This window comes from Burkholderia sp. YIM B11467 (assembly GCF_052952715.1).
On record NZ_JBQVSQ010000001.1, the window covers coordinates 39607 to 61683 of the forward strand.

Below are 22077 nucleotides of genomic sequence, written 5' to 3' on the forward strand. Positions count from 1 at the left end.
ACGGAAGGCGTCAGCCCTTCGGGAACGCCTGCATCGTCGCGGCCATCGCGCGGCCAAGCATCTGCGCATACATGTCGTGCACGAGATACAGGCTGCGATTGCGCGTCCACGGCTGGCCCGACTGCGGGTCGTACGTCGTCGGGAGCGGCACCTCGGCAACGGCTGCCGCCTTCATGCCCGCCTGCTGCGAGGTCTGGATGCAGCGCTTCGCATGGTCGCGATGGCCGACCACCGCGACAGTGCCCATCGCGGCCGCGCCGCCCGCGCGCGATACGGCCACCGCCGCGACGCCTGCCGTGCTCAGGTACACGATCGAACCGTCGCTCGCGATCACTGGCTCGATCGACGACAACACGTCGGTGCCCATCCCGTATTTCGACACGAGAAAGCGCGCGATTTCCCACTGCGCGTAGACCTTCACGGGTTTCAACTGGCGGATGCGGTACACGGCATCCGCGAGCGCTTCGTTGACCGGCCCCGGATCGGGCAGCGCGGCCTGGTTGCCGCCGTTGCTCGACGTGTTGCCGCTCGCCGCGTTCGGACGATTGCCGAAGCTGTACGCAACGATCGCGCCGACCTGCGCGGCCGGGGCCGTCGGCAGGTCCCACGTGAAGCCGACGTCGGTCAGCGCCGGCACGATCGCGTTGACCGTCGCCGCATCGCCGAGCTGCGCGTTCAGTTTTGCGGACATCTGGGCAGCAAGCGCCGTATCGGTGATGGGCGCCGACGTAACGTCGTCGCCGCCGCATGCGCTCAGCAGCGGTGCCGCAGCAACGGCCGGTGCGGCGGCAAGAAATTTTCTGCGTGAAGAGGCCGACGGATTCAGATTCATAAGAAATACGAAACGATGCGAACAGCGCCGGCGACGAGTCGCGGCGATGCAAATCGCGGGTTCACGGGAAATGACAATCGGGCACGTCGCGCGGTTGGAAGACGGGCGACAGGATCGACGCGCGGATCGGATCGCAGCACGCTGTCGATCGACGATGCTGGATCGTAGTGGGCGTTTATTAAATTGCGGTGAACCTGTCGATCGAATGCAGGCGCATCGTGACGCCGTTTCACCGATGGACGATTTTGTTTCATGCGTGGCGAACAGGCTTGCCGATGTTTCATCGGTGGCGAGCGATGCGATTCGCGTGCATCGTCGCGCGCTGAACCGTGATCGCCCAATTTCGCGATACGATGATGCAACGCACGTCCCCACGATCGGATCCGGAGCCCACCACGATGAAGCTCGGCCTGAACGAATCGCTTGCGCGCCTCGACTACGAAGGCACGCTGTTCATGACACTGTTTCGCCACGGTTCGCTCGACGTCGAACTGTACCGGCCGCGCGTCGAGGACAAACAGAAGCCGCATACGCGCGACGAGGTTTACGTGATCGCGACCGGCACGTCGCGCTTCGTCGTCGACGGTCGCGAATGCGACGTCGCGGCCGGCGATGCGCTGTTCGTCGCCGCGCACGCGGAGCATCGCTTCGTCGGCTTCTCCGACGACTTCTCGACGTGGGTATTCTTCTACGGCCCCGAAGGCGGTGAACGCGGCGAGTGAAGCGTCACGCGTAACGCGCGCAGCGCTTTTCCCGTGATCTTCTAGACTGTCTATTCGCAACGGGCGGCGCACGGCCGCCCGGTCTTCACGAAACCGCCAACAGCCGGTTCAGCGGACAGGAGCACAGCATGCGATATGAACTCTATTACTGGCCCGAGATCCAGGGCCGCGGCGAATACGTGCGGCTCGCGCTCGAGGCGGCCGAAGCCGACTATGTCGACGTCGCGCGCGAATCGGGGCGCGGGATGGGCGTGTCGGCGATGATGCGCATGATGGACAGCACGAAGGCGGAATGCCTACCGCTCGCGCCGCCGTTCCTGAAGGCCGACGACATCGTCGTCGGGCAGACCGCGAACATCCTGCTGTTTCTCGGTACGCGGCTCGGGCTCGCGCCCGACGACGAAGCCGGCCGGCTGTGGGTGCACCAGCTCCAGCTGACCGTCGCCGATTTCGTCACCGAGATCCACGACACGCATCATCCGATCGCAAGCTGCCTGTACTACGAGGACCAGCAAGCGGAAGCCGCCGAGCGCGCGGCCGATTTCCTCGAGAACCGGCTGCCGAAATTCCTCGGCTACTTCGATCGCGTGCTCGAACAGAATCCGCACAAGGGCGGCTACATCGCCGGCAGCGCGCTCAGCTACGTGGACCTGTCGATGTTCCAGCTCGTCGAGGGCCTGCGCTACGCGTTTCCGAAGGCGATGAAGCGTGCGGAGCGGAAGGTCGCGGCACTCGTCGCGCTGCACGACCGCGTCGCGCAGCATCCGCCCGTCGCGCGCTATCTCGAGTCGGAGCGCCGCATCCCGTTCAACGACATGGGGATCTTCCGGCACTATCCTGAGCTCGACAAGTAACGGCTGCCGACACACGTGCGTCGTCGCGCGCGGCGGCACCATTCCCGTTCACGCGACCACGCATGTGCCGCAGAAGGTGCTCGCGTGGGTCGACTGTCCGGCCTGAACGCGGCGGCTCACTCAGCCGCCGCGAACCCCTGCAGCCCCGCGTCGAAACGGCACGTGCACTACGCGCCGCTCGATCGCTCGCGCGGCTCCGCCGCCGCATCGATCGCCTCGACCGAGCGCGTCAGCCACGGCCCGATCTCCATCTCCTCGTAGCGCACGAGCCGGCTCTTGCGCGCACGGCGATACGCCCACCAGATCGCGACGAACAGAGGAATCCACACATAGATCGACAGCACTTCCATCCAGTCGATGCGGGCCGCGAAGAACGCCTGGTAATCCTGCCCGAGCGAGATCACGATGCAGATCGCGATCGCGAACAGCGGCCCGAACGGGAACCACTTCGCGCGATACGGCAGCTGATCGAGCCGGTAGCCCTGCTTCAGGAACCCCTTGCGGAACCGGTAATGGCAGACCGCGATGCCGAGCCACGCGATGAAACCCGTGATGCCGACCGTATTCAGCAGCCACAGATAGATGCTCTGGTTGTTGGTCAGCGACGTGAGGAAGCACAGCCCGCCGACGGCCATCGTCGCGTACAGCGCGTTGCGCGGCACGCCGCCCGGCGACAGCGTCGCGAACATCGCCGGCGCGCGCCCTTCCGAAGCGAGGTTGTACAGCATCCGCGTCGCCGCGTACGTGCCGGAATTGCCGGCCGACAGCACGGCCGTCAGGATCACGAGATTCATCGCGCCGGCGGCAAGCCCGAAGCCCGCATGGCTGAACACCAGCGTGAACGGGCTCACGCCGATGTCGGTCACGTCGCTCTTCAGCAGGTTCGGGTCCGTGTACGGCACGAGCAAGCCGATCACGAAAATCGCGAGCACATAGAACAGCATGATCCGCCAGAAGATCTGCTTCACCGCGCGCGGGATCGTCTTGCGCGGATTCTCCGATTCGCCGGCCGTGATCCCGACCAGCTCGGTGCCGAGAAACGAGAATCCCGCGATCAGCGCAACACTCATCATCGCGTGCACGCCGCCGACGAACGGCGCGTCGCCGGTCGTGAAGTTATGCCAGCCGACCGGATGCCCGGTGCCAAGCACGCCGGCCGCGATCAGCAGCCCGGCCGCGATGAACGCGATCACGGTGACGACCTTGATCAGCGAGAACCAGTATTCCGATTCGCCGAAGCCGCGCACCGACAGCGTATTCAGCAGGAAGATCAGCACGAGAAAGGCCGCACCCCACCATACGCCCGGCACGGCTGGAAACCAGTAGCGCATCACGATCTGCGCGGCCACCAACTCGATCGCGATCGTTACGGCCCAGCTGTACCAGTAGGTCCAGCCGAGCGCGACGCCGAAGCCTTCATCCACGTATTTCTCGCCGTAGATCGCGAACGAACCCGACACCGGCATCAGCGCCGCCATCTCGCCGAGGCCCGTGACGACGAAATAGACCATGATCCCGATCGCGATATACGCGGCGATCGCACCGCCCGGCCCCGCCTGCGCGACCGACGCGCCCGACGCGACGAACAGCCCCGTGCCGATCGAGCCGCCGATCGCGATCATCGCGATGTGGCGGCCCTGCAGACGGCGCTTGAGCGTCGTCCCGGACGGTGCGGCCGTCTCCGCTGCCGCTTGCAAAGCATCCATAGTTTTCACCTTGATTGGATTTCGGTTCGATCGATTTGATTCGGAATACAAATCGATTGATTCGGTCATTCGCATGGAAGCCGGACCTTCCCGGCCGCGTCAAACGACGCTGCGCTTGATCGCCTGCAGTTCAGCCGTCGTCACGATCTTTTCGATCCGGAACCGCGGGCTTTCCAGCCAGACGTTCGCGATCCGCCGGTACTCGTCGAGATCCTCGCACGCGAGCCGCACGAGAAAATCGAACGTGCCGCTGACGAGCCAGCAATCGAGCACGGCCGGATTCGCCCGCATCTCGTCCTCGAACGGCGCCTGCGAACGACCGTGGTCGGCCAGCACGATCTGCGCGATCACGACGACCGGCTTGGTCGCGCGCGGCGCCTTGATCACCGCCCGGTAGCCTTCGATCACGCCCAGCGCCTCGAGTCGCTCCACGCGCGCCTGACATGGCCGCGGCGTGAGGTTCACGAGCTCCGACAGCTTCCGGTATGAAATCCGTCCGTCGGTGCGCAGAATGTCGAGGATCCGGAGATCGATCTTGTCGAGCTGCATCTTCTTGTCGGTCATCCGCGTTCGCTCCGGTCAGGTCGTGGCTGGTGCGCGGAACGTCTCCTTTTCCGCGCGGGGGCCACATTATCCGGCCGAAGCGGCCGCGCGCCAATCGGCTAGAACCGCAGCGACAGGCAGGTCAGGCCGCCGTCCATCTTGCGGAACTCGCTCGTGTCGATCACGTGCAGCGGCAGCCCGAGCGACGCGATCGCATCGTGCACGCGCGGATAGCCGGCCGGCGTGATCAGCGTGCCGTTCACGCGCAGCGTGTTGCCCGCGTATTCGTCGGCAGCCGAGATCGCGATCCGGCGATAGTCGGCGAATGCCGGATGCGCGGCCAGCGCTTCGGTCACGAGCAGCGTGTCGTCGCCGAGCGCGTTGACGACCGATTTCAGGTGCAGGCCGGCGCCCACCGGCACCGCGACGACCGAATAGCCGTAGCGCGACACGAGCGATTCGAACGCGGCGATGCCTTCGGCGTCGGTGCGCGCCGTCAGGCCGATGTAGAAGCGCTTGCCGACCAGCATCACGTCGCCGCCGTCGAGACGGCCTTCCTGCATCGGCAGCAGGTCGCGATGCGCGGCGAGCGCCGCTTCGATATGCACCGTCTCGCCGCGCCGTGCGGGCGCACCGGGGCGCGTGATCACCGCGAATTCCGGCGTCACGACGGCGACGTCCTCGACGAAGTGCGAATCGGGGAACGCCTCCAGCGGCGGCAGCTCGGTCAGCGCGACGCCGAGCGTGCGCAGCGCGTCGCAATACGCGTGGAACTGCGTGAGCGTCTTGTCATAGTCGGGTGCGCCGAGTTCGGCGGTGGTCAGGCCCGCGGCACAGGACGGCGCGGGGCGGCGAACGATCGCTTGCGTAAATTGCATCGACTCCTCCATGGTCATCGCCACACCCGTGCGGGGCACGGGGCAGCTGCGTTGTGTCCGGACCATTATCGGAAGCCAAATTGCGCAATTCGCGTCGATTTCGGCTGCGCCGACAGCCGATTGCGTCGAATTGCATGCGGCAGGCAGCGGATTCGGCAGACGGCCGACCGCTGCATCGCGAACGGCCGCTTTCGCGCGCGGCGCGCCCGTTACGCGCCGGGCCCGAACCCCATCTGCGCGCGGCCGAGCGCCGTGAGATCGCCCTCCCCGCCGCGTCCGTCGAATTCGACCTCGAAATGATCGGCCGGGAAGTCGGGCGGGCTCTCGCCACGCAGAAACGTGGCCTGCTGGCGCTGCAGGTACGCGTCGTTCTTCGCGCAGCCGGGCGCGGCCGCGATGTACATCACGTTGCTGTCGCCGCTGCCGCGATGCGCATCCTCGACCGCATGCACGACGTCGCCGTGCCAGAACACCGCGTCGCCCGGCGCCATGTGCGGGATCGGCACCAGCGCATCGAGCAGCAGCGCGTGCCACTCGGGCCGGATCGACAGCGCGCGGCCGGGACGTGCGCCGCACAGGTCGTCGTCGGCCACATCGTCCTGCAGCGCGCGCAGCACGACATAGGCCATCGCGTTCGCCACCGGAATCAGCTGCAGCGTCCCGTCGCCCGGCCCCTGCGGCGTCAGTGCGGTCCAGCCCTGGAACGTGCGGAACATCGAACACACGGCCGGCGACGGAATCTCCTCGACGTCGGGGCGAAACGCGGCATCGAACGGGTCGTAGTCGCGCCAGCGACCGGCCAGCACGTGACGGTAGACTTGGCGGAAGTTCGCGCCGAGCCAGCGCTCGACGGAGCCGCCGTCGACATGCGGCGACAGCCCGAGCGACGTCGAACCCGGCGGCCGGCGGCGAATCCGGTCCGCATAGGCGGGCACCTGGTCGGGATCGAAGTGCGTGTGCGCGCCGTCCGCATGCCGCCACAGGCGGTTCAGGAATACACGCGCCTGCGTGAGCGCCCGCGACTGGCGCGCGGCCAGCTGCGGCTTCGACCAGTAGACGCCGTAGATCTGCGGCTTGCCCGACGCGAGATTGCCGAAATAGCGGTCCTCGGCACGCGCATTCAACCGGTCGGCGAAGCGGTTCGACTCCAGGTACGCGCCGATCTCGTCGTTCCAGTCGCGCGCCTGCTGCGCATCGAATACGCCGCGAATCACGACCGCGCCGTGCGTGCGGATCGCGGCAATTGCGTCCGGATCGACGGTCCCGCCCGCGATATCCGCGAACGGCACCACCGGAATCACGTCATGGCCATGCGCATGCGCGCGGCGGATCGCGTCGACCTGCCGCGCGATGTCACCCTCCAGCTCGCGGAACGTCGCCGCGTAACCGGGCAGGTCGGCGCGCAGCGCGCGTTTCGCCGCGCGGATCGCGGCGGGCAGATCGTCAATCGTCAGTTGCATCGTGGTCTCCTCGCTGAAGCGTGTCGTGATGTGCTGTCAGCGTACGGCGAGCGCACGGCCACTATCACTACTATCCGGTCAACTATCGATACAATCCTGACAACCGTGCGTTACTCGGGACGATGACAGACCACGCAAAGCTTGTTGCCGTCCGGGTCGCGAAAATAGGCGCCGTAGTAGTCGCGGTGATAGTGCGGTCGCGGGCCCGGCGGCCCTTCGCAGGTGCCGCCGTGGCGCAGCGCGAGCGCGTGGCAGCGATCGACGTGCGCGCGGGTCGGCGCGTCGAATGCGATCGTGTGGCCATTGCCCGGTTCGGGCGCGCGGCCGTCGAGCGGCTGGCCGAAAAAGAACAGCGGCCGGTCGGTATCGGCCGGCATCCAGCCCGACCAGCCGTCCGGCTCGCGGAACTTCAGGCGCAGCCCGAGTTCCGCGAAAAGCGGCGCGTAGAAATCGTAGGCGCGCGCGGTGTCGCTGACGCCCACGCAAACATGTGAAAACATGGCATTGCTCCGTCGTGACGATCGCTCACGATCATGCCACGGCGCGGTGCCCGCCCTCACCCGGAGGCCGCGATGAAACCGCAGTACGAGCACGTGACGTTCGCGACGGGCTGTTCGATCCGCGTGTATCACCGTCAGCTCGCGCGCATCCCGTTCGAATGGCACCGCCATCCCGAATACGAACTGACGCTGACGCTCAACAGCCGCGGCCAGCGCTTCATCGGCGATCACGTCGCGCGCTACGCGGACGACGATCTCGTGCTCGTGCCGCCCAACCTGCCGCATACCTGGTCGTCTAACGCGCGCATCGACCGCGATGCGCCCGAAGTCGCGCTCGTCGTCTGGTTCGATGGCGACTGGGTGCGACGGCTCGCCGACTGTTGTCCCGAATATGCGCCGCTGCGCTCGCTGCTGCGACGTGCGGCGCCGGGCCTGCGCTTCGATACCGACACGGCCCGCGCGATGCGCGCAAGGCTGCCACACTTGCTCGACCCTGCTCCGCGCATACGGCTCGCGGCCGCGCTCGACACGCTCGCCGACCTCGCGGAAGCCGGCGGCGAACCGCTCGCCACCGCCCATGCCTACGACCGGCGCGACGGAACGTCACCACCCGCCGATACGGCCGCGCCCGAAGCCGAGCGCCTCGATCGCGTGCTCGACGCGATCGACCGGCACTTCCATGAACCGCTGCGCATCGACGCGCTCGCCGCTGCCGCGCACATGTCCAAACGCACGTTGCAGCGCCTGTTCGTCCGGCATCTCGGCGAAAGCGTCGGCCGCTACGTGCAACGGCTGCGGCTTGCGCACGCGTGCCGTCATCTTGTCGGCACCGACTGGCCGATCGCGATCGTGGCCGCGCGCTGCGGCATTCCGAATCCCGCGAACTTCAACCGCCAGTTCCTCGCCGCACGCGGAATCACACCCGGCGCATACCGCCGGTTCTTCCTGCAACACGGCCACCCGCCCGACGACGACGCACCGGCGCTCGAGACGCGACCACCGTCGCTGGAGCGCCGCACCGATCCGGCGCGCAAATGAAAACACCCCGACGGGATGACCCGTCGGGGTGTCGTGGCGTTGCGTTTCGCCCGACGCGAGCGGCCTGCCGGCCGTTCGCGCCGCGCACGACTTAACGTGCGCTGATCGGCTTCGCTTCGCGCGGCGAATCGCCGATGAACAGCTGGCGCGGACGGCCGATCTTCTGTTCCGGATCGGCAATCATTTCGTTCCACTGTGCGATCCAGCCGACCGTACGTGCCATCGCGAAGATACACGTGAACATCGACGTCGGGATGCCCAGCGCGCGCTGAACGATGCCCGAGTAGAAGTCGACGTTCGGGTACAGCTTGCGCGACACGAAGTACTCGTCTTCCAGCGCGATCTTCTCGAGCTGCATCGCGAGCTTGAACAGCGGGTCGTCGTGCAGGCCCAGTTCGTTCAGCACTTCGTAGCACGTCTCGCGCATCAGCTTCGCGCGCGGGTCGTAGTTCTTGTACACGCGGTGACCGAAGCCCATCAGCTTCACGCCCGAATTCTTGTCCTTCACCTGCTTGATGAATTCGGGGATGTTGTCCGGCGAGCCGATCTGCTCGAGCATGTTCAGCGCGGCTTCGTTCGCACCACCGTGCGCCGGGCCCCACAGACAGGCGATACCGGCCGCGATACATGCGAACGGGTTCGCGCCCGACGAACCGGCCAGGCGGACCGTCGACGTCGATGCGTTCTGCTCGTGGTCGGCGTGCAGGATCAGGATACGGTCGAGTGCGCGGACGAGCACGTCGTTGACCTTGTACTCTTCGCACGGGTTCGAGAACATCATGTGCATGAAGTTCGCGCTGTACGACAGCGAGTTCTTCGGATACACGAACGGCTGGCCAATGCTGTACTTGTACGCCATCGCGACGAGCGTCGGCAGCTTCGCGATCATGCGGATCGCCGACACTTCACGGTGACGCGGGTCGTTGATGTCGAGCGAGTCGTGGTAGAACGCGGACAGCGCGCCGACCGCGGCGACCAGGATCGCCATCGGGTGCGCGTCGCGGCGGAAGCCACGGAAGAAGAAGTGCATCTGCTCGTGCACCATCGTGTGCTTCGTGACGGTGTCGACGAATTCCTTCTTCTGCGCCGCGTTCGGCAGCTCGCCCTTCAGCAGCAGGTAGCAGCTTTCGAGGAAGTCCGCATTTTGCGCGAGGTTGTCGATCGGGTAGCCGCGGTACAGCAGTTCGCCCTTGTCGCCGTCGATGTACGTGATCGCCGAATTACAGGCTGCCGTCGACATGAAGCCCGGGTCGTACGTGAACTTGCCGGTCTGGCCGTACAGCTTGCGGATGTCGATTACGTCCGGGCCCATCGTGCCCTTGTAAATCGGCAGTTCGACGCTCGGCGAGTTGTCGCTGAACGATAGCGTGGCTTTAACATCAGACGGAGTCATGGCACATCCTCAATCGAAATAAAGAAACGGGATTCGATAACGGGCGTAACGCGTTACACGTTGCGCAGCATCTCCAACAGCCGGTGAATATCCGGGCTGTCTAGGTCGCCTTCTGGTTCCTTGCGCGCGAGGAGCAAGTCCATCAGGTCGTTGTCGCTCAGATCGAGCAGGCGCGACAACGCGCCTACGTCTGCATCGGTGAGGTCATGCTCGTATCTGCTGAAGAAACGCTCGAAGATGATGTCGTTTTCCAGCAGACCCCGCCGCGCGCGCCAGCGAAGGCGCGCGCGGCGGTGCGGGTCGGATTGATGCGAATCGTCGCTCATTGCAACCTTAAACCGCGCGGCGGACCATCAGTTCCTTGATCTTGCCGATCGCCTTCGTCGGGTTCAGGCCCTTCGGGCAAACGTCGACGCAGTTCATGATCGTGTGGCAACGGAACAGACGGTACGGGTCTTCCAGGTTGTCGAGACGCTCGCCGGTGGCCGTGTCGCGGCTGTCCGCGATGAAGCGGTAAGCCTGCAGCAGGCCGGCCGGGCCGACAAACTTGTCCGGGTTCCACCAGAAGCTCGGGCACGACGTCGAGCAGCTCGCGCACAGAATGCACTCGTACACACCGTCGAGCTCGTCGCGTTCTTCCGGCGACTGGAGGCGTTCCTTCTCCGGCGGCGGCGCGTCGTTGATCAGGTACGGCTTGATCGAGTGATACTGGTTGAAGAAGTGCGTCATGTCGACGATCAGGTCGCGCACGACGGGCAGGCCCGGCAGCGGGCGCAGCACGATCTTCTGCGGCAGGTCGTTCAGGTTCGTCAGGCACGCGAGACCGTTCTTGCCGTTGATGTTCATCGCATCCGAACCGCACACGCCTTCGCGGCACGAACGGCGGAACGACAACGTCTCGTCCAGTGCCTTCAGCTTGACCAGTGCGTCCAGCAGCATGCGCTCGTGCTGGATGTCGAGCTCGTACGTCTGCATGCGCGGCGCTGCGTCCTTGTCCGGATCGTAGCGGTAGACTTCAAAAATGCGTTTTGCCATTTCGGATTCCTTTGACTCGGCTTAGAACGTGCGCGGCTTCGGCGGCACGGATTCGACCGTCAGCGGCTTCATTTGAACCGGCTTGTAGTCGAGGCGATCGCCTTCGCTGTACCACAGCGTGTGACGCAGCCAGTTTTCGTCGTCGCGGTGTTCGTAGTCGCTGTGTGCGTGCGCGCCACGGCTTTCCTTGCGCGCTTCCGCCGACACCATCGTCGCGCGGGCGACTTCGATCAGGTTCTCCAGCTCGAGCGCTTCGACGCGCGCGGTGTTGAACACCTTCGACTTGTCCTTCAGGTGGATGCTTTCCACGCGCTCCTTCAGGCCGGCCATCTGGTCGACGCCTTCCTTCAGCAGTTCGGACGTGCGGAACACGCCTGCGTGCTTCTGCATCGTCGAGCGGATGTCGTTCGCGACGTCCTGCGTGTATTCGCCCGCCGTCGACTTTTCGAGCTTGGCCAAACGCGCCAGCGAGAAGTCGGCCGCATCGGCCGGCAGCGGCTTGTGTTCCTTCTGGTTCTTCACGTGCTCGACGATGTGGTTGCCGGCCGCACGGCCGAACACCACGAGGTCCAGCAGCGAGTTCGTGCCGAGGCGGTTCGCGCCGTGCACGGACACGCACGAGCACTCGCCCACTGCGTAGAAGCCGTTGACCGGTTCCTTGTGATCGCGCGACGTGCCGACGACCTGACCGTGGATGTTGGTCGGGATGCCGCCCATCTGGTAGTGGATCGTCGGGACGACCGGGATCGGTTCCTTGATCGCATCGACGTTCGCGAACTTCAGCGCGATTTCGCGGATCGACGGCAGACGCTTCATGATCGTCTCGGCGCCGATGTGCGACAGGTCGAGCAGCACGTGGTCCTTGTTCGGACCGACGCCGCGGCCTTCCTTGATTTCCTGGTCCATCGAACGCGACACGAAGTCACGCGGCGCCAGATCCTTCAGCGTCGGCGCATAACGCTCCATGAAGCGCTCGCCGTTCGCGTTGCGCAGGATACCGCCTTCGCCGCGCACGCCTTCGGTGATCAGCACGCCCGCGCCGGCCACGCCGGTCGGGTGGAACTGCCAGAACTCCATGTCCTGCAGCGCGATGCCCGAACGTGCGGCCATGCCGAGGCCGTCGCCGGTGTTGATGAACGCGTTGGTCGACGCAGCGAAGATCCGGCCTGCACCGCCCGTCGCGAACAGCGTCGTCTTGCCTTCCATGATGTAGACGTCACCCGTCTCCATCTCGAGGGCCGTCACGCCGAGCACGTCGCCGTCCGCGTCGCGGATCAGGTCGAGCGCCATCCATTCGACGAAGAACTGCGTCTTCGCCTCGACGTTCTGCTGGTACAGCGTGTGCAGCAGCGCGTGACCGGTACGGTCGGCGGCCGCGCAAGCGCGCTGGACCGGCTTTTCGCCGTAGTTCGCGGTGTGGCCGCCGAACGGACGCTGGTAGATCGTGCCGTCCGCGTTGCGGTCGAACGGCATGCCGAAGTGCTCGAGTTCGTACACGACGTTCGGCGCTTCACGGCACATGAATTCGATCGCGTCCTGGTCGCCGAGCCAGTCGGAGCCCTTGATCGTGTCGTAGAAGTGGAAGTGCCAGTTGTCTTCGCTCATGTTGCCGAGCGATGCACCGATGCCGCCCTGCGCGGCCACCGTGTGCGAACGGGTCGGGAACACCTTCGACAGCACGCCGACCGACAGGCCCGCGCGCGACAGTTGCAGCGCAGCACGCAAGCCGGAGCCGCCCGCGCCGACGATCACCACGTCAAACTTGCGACGCGGGAGGGAAGTTTTGATTGCAGCCATTCTTTACACTCTCCAGAGAATCTGCGCGGCGTAGCCCGCACATGCGAGCAGCCAGACGATGGTCAGCGATTGCAGCAGCAGGCGCACACCGACGGGCTTCACGTAGTCCATCCAGATGTCGCGCACGCCGACCCACGCGTGGTAGAAGAGGGAAAGCAGCATCACGAAGGTCGCGAGCTTCATCCATTGCGCGGAGAAGATCGATGCCCAGCCTTCGTACGAGAAGTCGTGCGCGCCGAAGAACAGGACGAGCAGAATGACCGTGTAGACCGCCATGATCGTGGCGGTGATACGCTGCGCAAGCCAGTCGCGCAGGCCGTAATGTGCGCCGACGACGAGGCGCTTCGAGCCGATTCGGTTGTTGGCTGCCATTTTCTTAGAATGCTCCGAACAGTTTGAGTGCCATGGCGATCGTCAGTGCGATCGAGACGACAAAGACGACGACTGCCGTCCGCTTGCCGCCTTCCTTCGTGACGGCGTCGTGGTTGACGTCCATCAGCAGGTGGCGAATGCCGGCGCAGAAATGGTGGAAGAACGCCCACGACAACGCGAGGACGATCAGCTTGACGATGATGTTGGAGAGGAAAGCCTTGAAGACTTCGAAGCTGAGCTCTGACGTGAGGCTTTGGTCGAAGAGGAACAGCAGGAACGGCAGGAACAGGAACAGCAGCGCGCCGCTGACTCGATGGAGAATCGACAAAGTCGCTGCCAGCGGCATGCGATATTTCATCGTGATATCGCTGAATCCGATGTTCCGGTATTCCGGCCTCGGCTTTCTTACTGCGTCAGTCATGCTAGACCCCTACTATGTTGTCACACTAATCCGCGATTTTAGCGCCTTTTTATATCGCGCTGCAGCGAAAGTCTGCTCTGGATAGTTGCGCGAACAAGAACAAAGGCGGCCCGAAACGTGCTTCGCGAGCGTGGGGAACGCGAATGCACTCGGCCTGAGCCGAATCATCGTCAACTCAAGTCATTCTGATAGTAGTACCCGGTTGTGACATACCAGCCGCGACGCACTTCCACCGGCCGATCCCCGTATGTATAGGACACGCGCTCGACCGACAGCAAAGGAAAACCCGCCGGCACGTGCAGCAGGTCGGCAACCGCCGGCTCCGCCGCCACCGCGCGGATCTTCTCCGTCGCGCGGATCATCCGCGTGCCGAACTCCGTCTCGAACATCGCGTAGAGCGGCCCCTTGTAGTCGCTCAGCCGCTCGAACGTGAGCCCGCGAAACATCGCGCCCGGCAGCCAGATCTCGTCGAGCACCGTCACCTCGCTGTCGAACTCCAGCAGGCGGCGCACCTGCACGACCGGATCGGCCGGCTTCAGGTCGAGCTGCCGCGCGATCTCGGCCGGCGCGCGCAGGCGCCGGCATTCGAGCAGGCGACTCACGTGCGGATGCTCGGCACCGTCGTCGGCCAGCAGACGAAGAAAGCGAAACTGCGCGCGATCCTCATTGTGCGTTGCAACAAAAGTACCCTTGCCCTGCCGCCGGACCACGAGGTTTTCGGCAGCCAGTTCATCGATCGCCTTGCGAACGGTGCCCTGACTCACCTTGTAACGGGCCGCGAGCTCCACTTCACTCGGGATGATCTCGCCCGGCTTCCATTCACCGGTTTCGAGACTTTGCGTGATCAATGACTTAATCTGCTGGTATAACGGGCTGAACGTCGGCGACGGAGACGCCGCAGGCGAAGCGACGGGATCACCCGCGCCCGGCTGCCCTGGGCCGCCTGCGCCGGTCTGATTCGCGGTATTCGCCTGGTTCGATGTCATGGCGCGCATTTCATCACAAACCGCACTTTTTCGTCCACTCAATTTCCGCAAAACATCTGTCTTATATAAGACATATGATACCGTTTGACAATGCGCGTGACGGCTCCTACACTCCCGGTCGAGCAAGGGTTCGCGGGTGCAAGAGCGCGTCCCCGGCTACGTGCCACGGCCGTCTCCAGGTTCACCGCGTCTGCCATCGCGAGTCCTCCGCCCTGCTTCAATGCAACGTTACGCACAACGCGCATAGAATGGCGTTTTCGCTAGCGTCCAACGCTTCAACCGTCCTGGAGATTTTCAATGGCTAAGCCCGCAAAGCGCGTTGCCGTCACCGGCGCCGCAGGTCAAATCGCTTACTCCCTGCTGTTCCGCATCGCGAACGGCGACCTGCTCGGCAAGGACCAGCCGGTCATCCTGCAACTGCTCGACCTCCCGCAAGCCCAAGCCGCCGTCAAAGGCGTGGTGATGGAGCTCGACGATTGCGCGTTCCCGCTGCTCGCGGGCGTCGTGATCACCGACGATCCGAAGGTTGCATTCAAGGATGCCGACGTCGCGCTGCTGGTCGGTGCACGTCCGCGCTCGAAGGGCATGGAGCGCAAGGACCTGCTGTCGGCGAACGCCGAGATCTTCACGGTTCAGGGCGCTGCGCTGAACGAAGTCGCGAGCCGCGACGTGAAGGTGCTGGTCGTCGGCAACCCGGCGAACACGAACGCATACATCGCGATGAAGTCGGCGCCGGATCTGCCGAAGAAGAACTTCACGGCCATGCTGCGCCTCGACCACAACCGCGCGCTGTCGCAGCTCGCCGCCAAGTCGGGCAAGCCGGTCGCGTCGATCGAGAAGCTCGCCGTGTGGGGCAACCACTCGCCGACGATGTACCCGGACTTCCGCTTCGCGACCGCCGAAGGCGAATCGATGCTGAAGCTGATCAACGACGACGTGTGGAACCGCGACACGTTCATCCCGACCGTCGGCAAGCGCGGCGCGGCGATCATCGAAGCGCGCGGCCTGTCGTCGGCCGCGTCGGCAGCCAACGCGGCGATCGACCACGTCCGTGACTGGGTGCTCGGCACGAACGGCAAGTGGGTCACGATGGGCATCCCGTCGGACGGCTCGTACGGCATCCCCGAAGACATCATCTACGGCGTGCCGGTCGTTTGCGAAAACGGCGAGTACAAGCGCATCGAAGGCCTCGAAATCGACGCATTCTCGCGCGAGAAGATGGACGGTACGCTGGCCGAGCTGCTCGAAGAGCGCGACGGCGTCGCCCACCTGCTGAAGAACTAAATTCAGCACCGTGACGGGCCGCCTCCGGGCAGCCCGGCACCGCAGGGCCGGCACGCAGCACCGCCGTCCCTGCAGCCCGATCCGATCCGGGCACGTTTTGCCGCCCCGCGCTCGCCGCGCATCGGCCCAGAACGCGCCCGAATCCGATTTTCTCCACGTTGACCCGCTTCCCTGACGTAGAAGAGATGGCCGCGCTCACTCCTGCACAAGTGCTGTACGACGGGGCGTCCCCGCCCGCGATCCTGCCATGCTGCGATCACTACGCGGGCAGCGAAAAGCTGATGCGCAAGTCGCTCGCGCTGCAGGCCGAAACGGGCCCCGTGTTCGACATCACGTTCGACTGCGAGGACGGCGCCGCCGTCGGCCAGGAAACCGCGCACGCGGAATTCGTCGCCGAACTGCTCGGCAGCGCCGAGAACCGCTTCGGCCGCGTCGGCGTACGCATCCACGACTTTTCCCATCCGCACTGGCGCGACGACGTGCGCATCGTGCTGCGCGCCGCACGCGCCCCCGCCTACATCACGCTCCCGAAGATCGCGAACGCCGCCGACGCGGCCGAAATGGCCGCGTTCATCGAAGGCACACGCCGCGAGCTCGGCATCGCGCAGCCGATCCCGGTCGACGTGCTGGTCGAGACGCACGGCGCGCTCGCGCAGGCCGCCGCCCTCGCCGCACTCCCGATGGTCGGCACGCTGAGCTTCGGGCTGATGGACTTCGTCTCCGCACACCACGGCGCGATTCCCGATACCGCGATGCGCTCGCCCGGCCAGTTCGAACACCCGCTCGTGCGCCGCGCGAAGCTGGAAATCGCCGCGGCCTGCCATGCGCACGGCAAGACGCCGTCGCACAACGTGACGACCGAAGTGCGCGACATGGCCGTCGTGGCCGGCGACGCGCGCCGCGCGCGCGACGAATTCGCGTTCACGCGGATGTGGAGCATCCACCCCGCGCAGATCCGCCCGATCGTCGACGCCTTCGCGCCGCGCACCGACGAGGTCGCGCTGGCCGCCGAGATCCTGCTGGCCGCGCAGGCCGCCGACTGGGGCCCGACGCGCCACGGTGATACGCTGCACGATCGCGCGAGCTATCGCTATTACTGGTCGGTGCTGCGCCGCGCGCGCGCCACCGGCCAGCCCGTACCGGCCGAGGCCGCGCCGCTGTTCGGCCCGGCCGCCGCGGGCGACGCGCCGTGAGCGTGCGCCGCCGCGCCGATACACGTGTTTCATGCATTCGCAGAGGCGCGAACCCGACAGAGGTTTGCGAAACGACAAAAAACGTAACGGAGCCCGAAAACCTGATGGTTGCGCGGCCAAATAGGTGAAAATAGCGGCCGCTGCGCGCTTTCGGGGCGCGTGCAGTTTCAAACCGGTCGGCAGTTTCGATTGCCGGCCCTTGTCAACTGATTATCGAAAGGTTCTGACTCCATGAAGAAACTCCTGATCGCTACCGCCATCGGCGCCTTGTCCGCCACGATGCTGGTGTCGGCTCCGAGCGCGTTTGCCCAGGGTACGACCACGACAACCGCGAAGAAGGCAACGGCCAAGCGCCCGGCGCCGGCCAAGCGCATCATCCCGCGCAGCAAGAAGGCACAGGCGCGTGCCGCAGCGAAGGTCGATCCGGTACCGGACGGCGCGGTGAAGTGGTCCTGTAAGGAAGGCCTGTCGTTCGATCTCGCAGGCGACATGAAGCGCGACCAGGTCGTCACGGTTCACTGGGCGAAGAAGAACTACAAGCTGCCGCGTCAGACCACGACGACGGGCGCCGACACGTTCTACGATCCGGCAGCAGGCTTCAAGCTGGTCGTGATCCCGACCAAGGCGATGCTGTTCTCCGACGCAAACGGCGGCGAGCGTCTCGCGGACGAGTGCGTGACGCCGGAAATGACCCAAGGCACGCCGGCGCCGACGCAGTCGAACGAGCTGAAGCCGGCAACGAACTAAGCGCGTTCCCCGCCCCTCGATGTCCGCCCCGGTCTCCAACGTCCGCCCTGCTCCGGATACGGTACTCGTCGATATCGTCGACTACGTGCTGAACGCCGGCATCGACAGCGCGCTCGCGCTGGAGACGGCGCGTCATTGCCTGATCGACACGCTCGGATGCGGACTCGAGGCGCTGTCCTACCCTGCCTGCACCAAGCTGCTCGGCCCCGTCGTGCCCGGCACGATCGTGCCGAACGGCGCGAAGGTGCCCGGCACGTCCTTCCAGCTCGATCCCGTGCAGGCCGCGTTCGGCATCGGTGCGATGATCCGCTGGCTGGACTTCAACGACACCTGGCTCGCCGCCGAATGGGGTCATCCGTCCGACAATCTCGGCGGAATCCTGGCGACGGCCGACTGGCTCTCCCGCACGGCCGTCGCGGCCGGCCGGAAGCCGCTATCGATGCGCGACGTACTGGTCGCGATGATCCAGGCCCACGAAATCCAGGGCTGCCTCGCGCTCGAGAATTCATTCAACGCGGTCGGGCTCGACCACGTGCTGCTCGTGAAGGTTGCGTCGACGGCCGTCGTCGGCCGGCTGCTCGGGCTCACGCGCGACGAGCTGATCAACGCGGTGTCCAACGCGTTCGTCGATGGCCACGCGCTGCGCACCTACCGCCACGCGCCGAACACGGGTTCGCGCAAATCATGGGCGGCCGGTGACGCCACCTCCCGCGCGGTGCGTCTCGCGCTGATCGCGAAAACGGGTGAAATGGGCTACCCGTCGGCGCTCACCGCGCAAACCTGGGGCTTCTACGACGTGCTGTTCGATGGGCAGCCGTTCCGCTTCCAGCGCCCGTACGGCACCTACGTGATGGAGAACGTGCTGTTCAAGATCGCGTTCCCCGCCGAATTCCATGCACAAACCGCCGCCGAGGCCGCGCTGCAGTTGCACGCGCAGCTCGCCGCGGCGGGCCGCACAACTGACGAAATCAGCCGGATCACGATCCGCACGCACGCGGCCGCGATCCGCATCATCGACAAGCAGGGCCCGCTCGCCAATCCGGCCGACCGCGACCACTGCATCCAGTACATGGTGGCCGTGCCGCTGCTGTTCGGCCGGCTGACCGCGGCCGACTACGAAGACGCGGCCGCGGCGGACCCGCGCATCGACGCGCTGCGCGCGAAGACCGTGTGCGTCGAGGATCCGCAGTTCACGAAGGATTATCACGATCCGGACAAGCGATCGATCGCGAATGCGCTGACGATCGAGTTCACGGACGGATCGAAGCTTGCCGAAGTGGTAGTCGAGTATCCGCTCGGCCACAAGCGACGCCGCACGGACGGCATCCCGCTGCTGGTCGAGAAGTTCCGGACCAACCTCGCCCGCCGTTTCCCGGCAAAACAGCAACAAGCGATTCTCGACGTGTCGCTGGACCAGGCAAAGCTCGAAGCGATGCCGGTCGATGAGTACGTCGACTTGTATGTGATATAGCCGTCAGATACAGGACTCTTTGTTTCCTAGCCTTAAACCCAGGAAAATCACCATGGCCCACAATCTCCACAAGACCCTCAAGGAATTCGACAGCGGTTCCGGCAAAGGCAAGTTCTACTCGCTGCCGCAACTCGGCAAGGAGCTGAAGACGAAGATCGAACGCCTGCCGGTGTCGATCCGTATCGTGCTCGAGTCCGTGCTGCGCAACTACGACGGCAAGAAAATCACGGAAGAGCACATCGCGCAGCTCGCGAACTGGAAGCCGACCGCGAAGCGCGTCGACGAGATCCCGTTCGTGGTGTCGCGCGTCGTGCTGCAGGACTTCACGGGCGTGCCGCTGCTCGCCGACATCGCGGCCATGCGCGGCGTCGCGGAGCGCACGGGCAAGAACCCGAAGAAGATCGAGCCGCTGGTCCCGGTCGATCTCGTCGTCGATCACTCGGTCCAGATCGACTACTTCCGCCAGAAGGACGCGCTCGACCTGAACATGAAACTGGAATTCCAGCGCAACAACGAGCGCTACCAGTTCATGAAGTGGGGCATGCAGGCATTCGACACGTTCAAGGTCGTGCCGCCGGGCGTCGGCATCGTCCACCAGGTGAACCTCGAATACCTCGCGCGCGGCGTCCACAAGAAGGCGGACGGCGGCGACACCGTGTACTACCCGGATACCCTCGTCGGCACGGACAGCCACACGACGATGATCAACGGCATCGGCGTGGTCGGCTGGGGCGTCGGCGGCATCGAGGCCGAAGCCGGCATGCTCGGCCAGCCGGTGTACTTCCTGACGCCGGACGTCGTCGGCGTCGAGCTGAAGGGCAAGCTGCGCGAAGGCGTGACGGCCACCGACCTGGTGCTGACGATCACCGAAATGCTGCGCAAGGAGAAGGTCGTCGGCAAGTTCGTCGAATTCTTCGGCGAAGGCACGAAGTCGCTGTCGCTGCCGGACCGCGCAACGATCGGCAACATGGCGCCGGAATACGGCGCGACGATGGGCTTCTTCCCGGTCGACGAAAAGACGATCGACTACTTCGAAGGCACGGGCCGCACGAAGGCGGAAATCGCCGCGTTCGAAAACTACTTCAAGGCGCAGAAGCTGTTCGGCATTCCGAAGGCCGGCGACATCGACTACACGAAGACGGTGACGCTCGACCTCGCGACGGTCGCACCGTCGCTGGCCGGCCCGAAGCGCCCGCAGGACCGCATCGAGATCGGCAACGTCAAGTCGACGTTCACCGATCTGTTCTCGAAGCCGGTCGCCGACAACGGCTTCGCGAAGAAGGCGGACGACCTGAACACGCAGTACACGACGAGCAACGGCGTCGACGTGAAGAACGGCGACGTGCTGATCGCCGCGATCACGTCGTGCACGAACACGTCGAACCCGAGCGTGCTGCTGGCCGCCGGCCTGCTCGCGAAGAAGGCGGTCGAGGCCGGCCTCACGGTCGATCCGAAGATCAAGACCTCGCTCGCGCCGGGATCGCGCATCGTCACCGAATACCTGACGAAGACGGGCCTGCTGCCCTACCTCTCCAAGCTCGGTTTCGAAGTCGCGGCGTACGGCTGCACGACCTGTATCGGCAACGCGGGCGACCTGACGCCGGAACTGAACGAAGCGATCACGAAGAACGATATCGTCGCGGCCGCCGTGCTGTCGGGCAACCGCAACTTCGAAGCGCGTATCCACCCGAACATCCGCGCGAACTTCCTCGCATCGCCGCCGCTCGTCGTCGCCTACGCGATCGCCGGCAACATCACGCGCGACCTGATGACCGAGCCGGTCGGCAAGGGCAAGGGCGGCCGCGACATCTACCTCGGCGACATCTGGCCGACGAGCGATGAAATCCACGCGCTGCTCAAGTTCGCGCTCGATCCGAAGAAGTTCGAGGACAACTACGCGAAGCTGACCAAGAAGGGCGACCTCTGGAGCAAGATCGAAGGCGAATCGGGCCAGGTCTACGACTGGCCGAAGTCGACGTACATCGCCGAGCCGCCGTTCTTCGGCAACGACTTCTCGATGGAACCGGCTGCGTCGATCCCGACGGTCAAGGGCGCGCGCGCACTGGGGATCTTCGGTGACTCGGTCACGACCGACCACATCAGCCCGGCAGGCTCGATCAAGGAAGACTCGCCGGCAGGCAAGTGGCTGAAGGAAAACGGCGTGCAGAAGGCCGACTTCAACAGCTACGGCTCGCGCCGCGGCAACCACGACGTGATGATGCGCGGCACGTTCGCGAACGTCCGGATCAAGAACCTGATGATCCCGGCGAAGGCAGACGGCTCGCGCGTCGAAGGCGGCCTGACGATCCACCAGCCGAGCGGCGAACAGCAGTCGATCTACGATGCGGCGATGCAGTACGTCGGCGCCGATACGCCGACCGTCGTGTTCGCGGGTGAAGAGTACGGCACGGGCTCGTCGCGCGACTGGGCCGCGAAGGGCACGCAACTGCTCGGCGTGAAGGCCGTGATCGCACGCAGCTTCGAGCGTATCCACCGCTCGAACCTGGTCGGCATGGGCGTGCTGCCGCTGCAGTTCAAGGGCTCGGACAGCATCCAGTCGCTCGGCATCACCGGCGAGGAGACGTACGATATCGAAGGCCTCGGCGACGATTTCAAGCCGCAGCAGGACGTCACGCTCGTGATCAACCGCAAGAACGGCGAAACGCAGCGCGTGCAGGTGCTGCTGCGTATCGATACGCCGATCGAAGTCGACTACTACAAGCACGGCGGTATCCTGCCGTTCGTGCTGCGCTCGCTGCTCGCAGCGTAAGCGCCCTGCTTTTGCAGGTGCCGCAGCCGCCTCGCGGCGGTTGCGGCCGATTTGGTGCCCGACCTCGTGTCGGGC

21 protein-coding genes are annotated in these 22077 nt (G+C 65.1%); 8 read left to right on the forward strand and 13 right to left on the reverse strand.

Translation table 11 applies throughout. From position 1 onward, the window contains the following. Positions 1-10 precede the first annotated feature (10 nt). Entirely contained in the window at positions 11-832 is an 822-nt protein-coding gene (locus ACTRWB_RS00175; protein WP_446900534.1) for a hypothetical protein, read from the reverse strand. Between the two features lie 398 nt (positions 833-1230). On the opposite strand from ACTRWB_RS00175, the gene ACTRWB_RS00180 reads away from it, so the two are divergent. Together ACTRWB_RS00180 and ACTRWB_RS00185 are read left to right on the forward strand one after the other, a co-directional pair. Beyond that, positions 1231-1554: a cupin domain-containing protein gene (locus tag ACTRWB_RS00180; RefSeq protein ID WP_446900535.1), complete on the forward strand. Its 324-nt coding sequence runs from the start codon at positions 1231-1233 to the stop codon at positions 1552-1554. 128 nt (positions 1555-1682) lie between these two features. After that, a complete protein-coding gene (locus ACTRWB_RS00185) occupies positions 1683-2408 on the forward strand; it encodes a glutathione S-transferase (protein ID WP_446900536.1) in 726 nt (241 codons plus the stop codon). A 167-nt stretch (positions 2409-2575) separates the two neighbouring features. Here the strand turns inward: ACTRWB_RS00185 and ACTRWB_RS00190 are convergent, their stop codons facing one another. The 5 genes from ACTRWB_RS00190 to ACTRWB_RS00210 form a co-directional block, all read right to left on the reverse strand. Next, the gene (locus ACTRWB_RS00190; protein WP_129516936.1) at positions 2576-4114 is read right to left on the reverse strand and encodes an amino acid permease; all 1539 of its coding nucleotides are present in this window, start codon (positions 4112-4114) and stop codon (positions 2576-2578) included. A gap of 99 nt (positions 4115-4213) precedes the next feature. Continuing rightward, on the reverse strand, positions 4214-4678 hold the full coding sequence (locus ACTRWB_RS00195; protein WP_048250506.1) for an Lrp/AsnC family transcriptional regulator: 465 nt from the start codon (positions 4676-4678) through the stop codon (positions 4214-4216). Positions 4679-4776: 98 nt separating this feature from the next. Beyond that, on the reverse strand, positions 4777-5535 hold the full coding sequence (locus ACTRWB_RS00200) for a dimethylarginine dimethylaminohydrolase family protein (protein WP_446900537.1): 759 nt from the start codon (positions 5533-5535) through the stop codon (positions 4777-4779). Between the two features lie 209 nt (positions 5536-5744). Further along, complete coding sequence (locus ACTRWB_RS00205) at positions 5745-6995, reverse strand: DUF1479 domain-containing protein (protein ID WP_446900538.1); 1251 nt, start codon at positions 6993-6995, stop codon at positions 5745-5747. Between the two features lie 110 nt (positions 6996-7105). Next, positions 7106-7495, reverse strand: coding sequence for a VOC family protein (locus ACTRWB_RS00210; protein ID WP_446900539.1), 390 nt, complete (start codon positions 7493-7495; stop codon positions 7106-7108). A 72-nt stretch (positions 7496-7567) separates the two neighbouring features. Here ACTRWB_RS00210 and ACTRWB_RS00215 point away from each other — a divergent pair, with 72 nt between their 5' ends. Then, positions 7568-8533 carry a helix-turn-helix domain-containing protein gene (locus ACTRWB_RS00215; protein WP_446900540.1) on the forward strand — a complete coding sequence of 322 codons (966 nt, stop codon included), beginning with the start codon at positions 7568-7570 and terminating at the stop codon, positions 8531-8533. A 91-nt stretch (positions 8534-8624) separates the two neighbouring features. Here the strand turns inward: ACTRWB_RS00215 and gltA are convergent, their stop codons facing one another. From gltA to ACTRWB_RS00250, 7 genes are all read right to left on the reverse strand, one after another. Continuing rightward, positions 8625-9926, reverse strand: coding sequence for a citrate synthase (gltA, locus tag ACTRWB_RS00220; protein WP_048250513.1), 1302 nt, complete (start codon positions 9924-9926; stop codon positions 8625-8627). Between the two features lie 53 nt (positions 9927-9979). Next, positions 9980-10252 (reverse strand): FAD assembly factor SdhE, encoded by a 273-nt coding sequence (locus ACTRWB_RS00225; protein ID WP_011355742.1) that lies wholly within the window; start codon positions 10250-10252, stop codon positions 9980-9982. Between the two features lie 7 nt (positions 10253-10259). Continuing rightward, on the reverse strand, positions 10260-10961 hold the full coding sequence (locus ACTRWB_RS00230) for a succinate dehydrogenase iron-sulfur subunit (protein WP_059237255.1): 702 nt from the start codon (positions 10959-10961) through the stop codon (positions 10260-10262). A gap of 21 nt (positions 10962-10982) precedes the next feature. Beyond that, positions 10983-12758, reverse strand: coding sequence for a succinate dehydrogenase flavoprotein subunit (sdhA, locus tag ACTRWB_RS00235; protein WP_412024921.1), 1776 nt, complete (start codon positions 12756-12758; stop codon positions 10983-10985). 3 nt (positions 12759-12761) lie between these two features. After that, positions 12762-13130 carry a succinate dehydrogenase, hydrophobic membrane anchor protein gene (sdhD, locus tag ACTRWB_RS00240; RefSeq protein ID WP_034180015.1) on the reverse strand — a complete coding sequence of 123 codons (369 nt, stop codon included), beginning with the start codon at positions 13128-13130 and terminating at the stop codon, positions 12762-12764. Positions 13131-13134: 4 nt separating this feature from the next. Beyond that, on the reverse strand, positions 13135-13551 hold the full coding sequence (gene sdhC / locus ACTRWB_RS00245; RefSeq protein ID WP_048250517.1) for a succinate dehydrogenase, cytochrome b556 subunit: 417 nt from the start codon (positions 13549-13551) through the stop codon (positions 13135-13137). A 170-nt stretch (positions 13552-13721) separates the two neighbouring features. Continuing rightward, positions 13722-14546, reverse strand: coding sequence for a GntR family transcriptional regulator (locus tag ACTRWB_RS00250; protein ID WP_080971008.1), 825 nt, complete (start codon positions 14544-14546; stop codon positions 13722-13724). Positions 14547-14834: 288 nt separating this feature from the next. Here ACTRWB_RS00250 and ACTRWB_RS00255 point away from each other — a divergent pair, with 288 nt between their 5' ends. From ACTRWB_RS00255 to acnA, 5 genes are all read left to right on the forward strand, one after another. After that, on the forward strand, positions 14835-15821 hold the full coding sequence (locus ACTRWB_RS00255; protein WP_048250518.1) for a malate dehydrogenase: 987 nt from the start codon (positions 14835-14837) through the stop codon (positions 15819-15821). A gap of 185 nt (positions 15822-16006) precedes the next feature. Beyond that, positions 16007-17014: an HpcH/HpaI aldolase/citrate lyase family protein gene (locus ACTRWB_RS00260; protein WP_446901389.1), complete on the forward strand. Its 1008-nt coding sequence runs from the start codon at positions 16007-16009 to the stop codon at positions 17012-17014. Positions 17015-17245: 231 nt separating this feature from the next. Further along, entirely contained in the window at positions 17246-17761 is a 516-nt protein-coding gene (locus ACTRWB_RS00265) for a hypothetical protein (protein ID WP_193100952.1), read from the forward strand. A 19-nt stretch (positions 17762-17780) separates the two neighbouring features. Next, complete coding sequence (locus ACTRWB_RS00270) at positions 17781-19232, forward strand: bifunctional 2-methylcitrate dehydratase/aconitate hydratase (protein ID WP_193100953.1); 1452 nt, start codon at positions 17781-17783, stop codon at positions 19230-19232. A gap of 52 nt (positions 19233-19284) precedes the next feature. Beyond that, positions 19285-22002, forward strand: coding sequence for an aconitate hydratase AcnA (gene acnA, locus ACTRWB_RS00275; protein ID WP_129516928.1), 2718 nt, complete (start codon positions 19285-19287; stop codon positions 22000-22002). The last annotated feature ends 75 nt before the right edge of the window (positions 22003-22077 follow it).

Excerpts from the sequence above, each read along its gene's own strand:
- ACTRWB_RS00175 (WP_446900534.1), bottom strand. The coding sequence starts at position 832 with ATGAATCTGAATCCGTCGGCCTCTTCACGCAGAAAATTTCTTGCCGCC.
- ACTRWB_RS00180 (WP_446900535.1), top strand. The coding sequence starts at position 1,231 with ATGAAGCTCGGCCTGAACGAATCGCTTGCGCGCCTCGACTACGAAGGC.
- ACTRWB_RS00185 (WP_446900536.1), top strand. The coding sequence starts at position 1,683 with ATGCGATATGAACTCTATTACTGGCCCGAGATCCAGGGCCGCGGCGAA.
- ACTRWB_RS00190 (WP_129516936.1), bottom strand. The coding sequence starts at position 4,114 with ATGGATGCTTTGCAAGCGGCAGCGGAGACGGCCGCACCGTCCGGGACG.
- ACTRWB_RS00195 (WP_048250506.1), bottom strand. The coding sequence starts at position 4,678 with ATGACCGACAAGAAGATGCAGCTCGACAAGATCGATCTCCGGATCCTC.
- ACTRWB_RS00200 (WP_446900537.1), bottom strand. The coding sequence starts at position 5,535 with ATGCAATTTACGCAAGCGATCGTTCGCCGCCCCGCGCCGTCCTGTGCC.
- ACTRWB_RS00205 (WP_446900538.1), bottom strand. The coding sequence starts at position 6,995 with ATGCAACTGACGATTGACGATCTGCCCGCCGCGATCCGCGCGGCGAAA.
- ACTRWB_RS00210 (WP_446900539.1), bottom strand. The coding sequence starts at position 7,495 with ATGTTTTCACATGTTTGCGTGGGCGTCAGCGACACCGCGCGCGCCTAC.
- ACTRWB_RS00215 (WP_446900540.1), top strand. The coding sequence starts at position 7,568 with ATGAAACCGCAGTACGAGCACGTGACGTTCGCGACGGGCTGTTCGATC.
- gltA (WP_048250513.1), bottom strand. The coding sequence starts at position 9,926 with ATGACTCCGTCTGATGTTAAAGCCACGCTATCGTTCAGCGACAACTCG.
- ACTRWB_RS00225 (WP_011355742.1), bottom strand. The coding sequence starts at position 10,252 with ATGAGCGACGATTCGCATCAATCCGACCCGCACCGCCGCGCGCGCCTT.
- ACTRWB_RS00230 (WP_059237255.1), bottom strand. The coding sequence starts at position 10,961 with ATGGCAAAACGCATTTTTGAAGTCTACCGCTACGATCCGGACAAGGAC.
- sdhA (WP_412024921.1), bottom strand. The coding sequence starts at position 12,758 with ATGGCTGCAATCAAAACTTCCCTCCCGCGTCGCAAGTTTGACGTGGTG.
- sdhD (WP_034180015.1), bottom strand. The coding sequence starts at position 13,130 with ATGGCAGCCAACAACCGAATCGGCTCGAAGCGCCTCGTCGTCGGCGCA.
- sdhC (WP_048250517.1), bottom strand. The coding sequence starts at position 13,551 with ATGACTGACGCAGTAAGAAAGCCGAGGCCGGAATACCGGAACATCGGA.
- ACTRWB_RS00250 (WP_080971008.1), bottom strand. The coding sequence starts at position 14,546 with ATGCGCGCCATGACATCGAACCAGGCGAATACCGCGAATCAGACCGGC.
- ACTRWB_RS00255 (WP_048250518.1), top strand. The coding sequence starts at position 14,835 with ATGGCTAAGCCCGCAAAGCGCGTTGCCGTCACCGGCGCCGCAGGTCAA.
- ACTRWB_RS00260 (WP_446901389.1), top strand. The coding sequence starts at position 16,007 with ATGGCCGCGCTCACTCCTGCACAAGTGCTGTACGACGGGGCGTCCCCG.
- ACTRWB_RS00265 (WP_193100952.1), top strand. The coding sequence starts at position 17,246 with ATGAAGAAACTCCTGATCGCTACCGCCATCGGCGCCTTGTCCGCCACG.
- ACTRWB_RS00270 (WP_193100953.1), top strand. The coding sequence starts at position 17,781 with ATGTCCGCCCCGGTCTCCAACGTCCGCCCTGCTCCGGATACGGTACTC.
- acnA (WP_129516928.1), top strand. The coding sequence starts at position 19,285 with ATGGCCCACAATCTCCACAAGACCCTCAAGGAATTCGACAGCGGTTCC.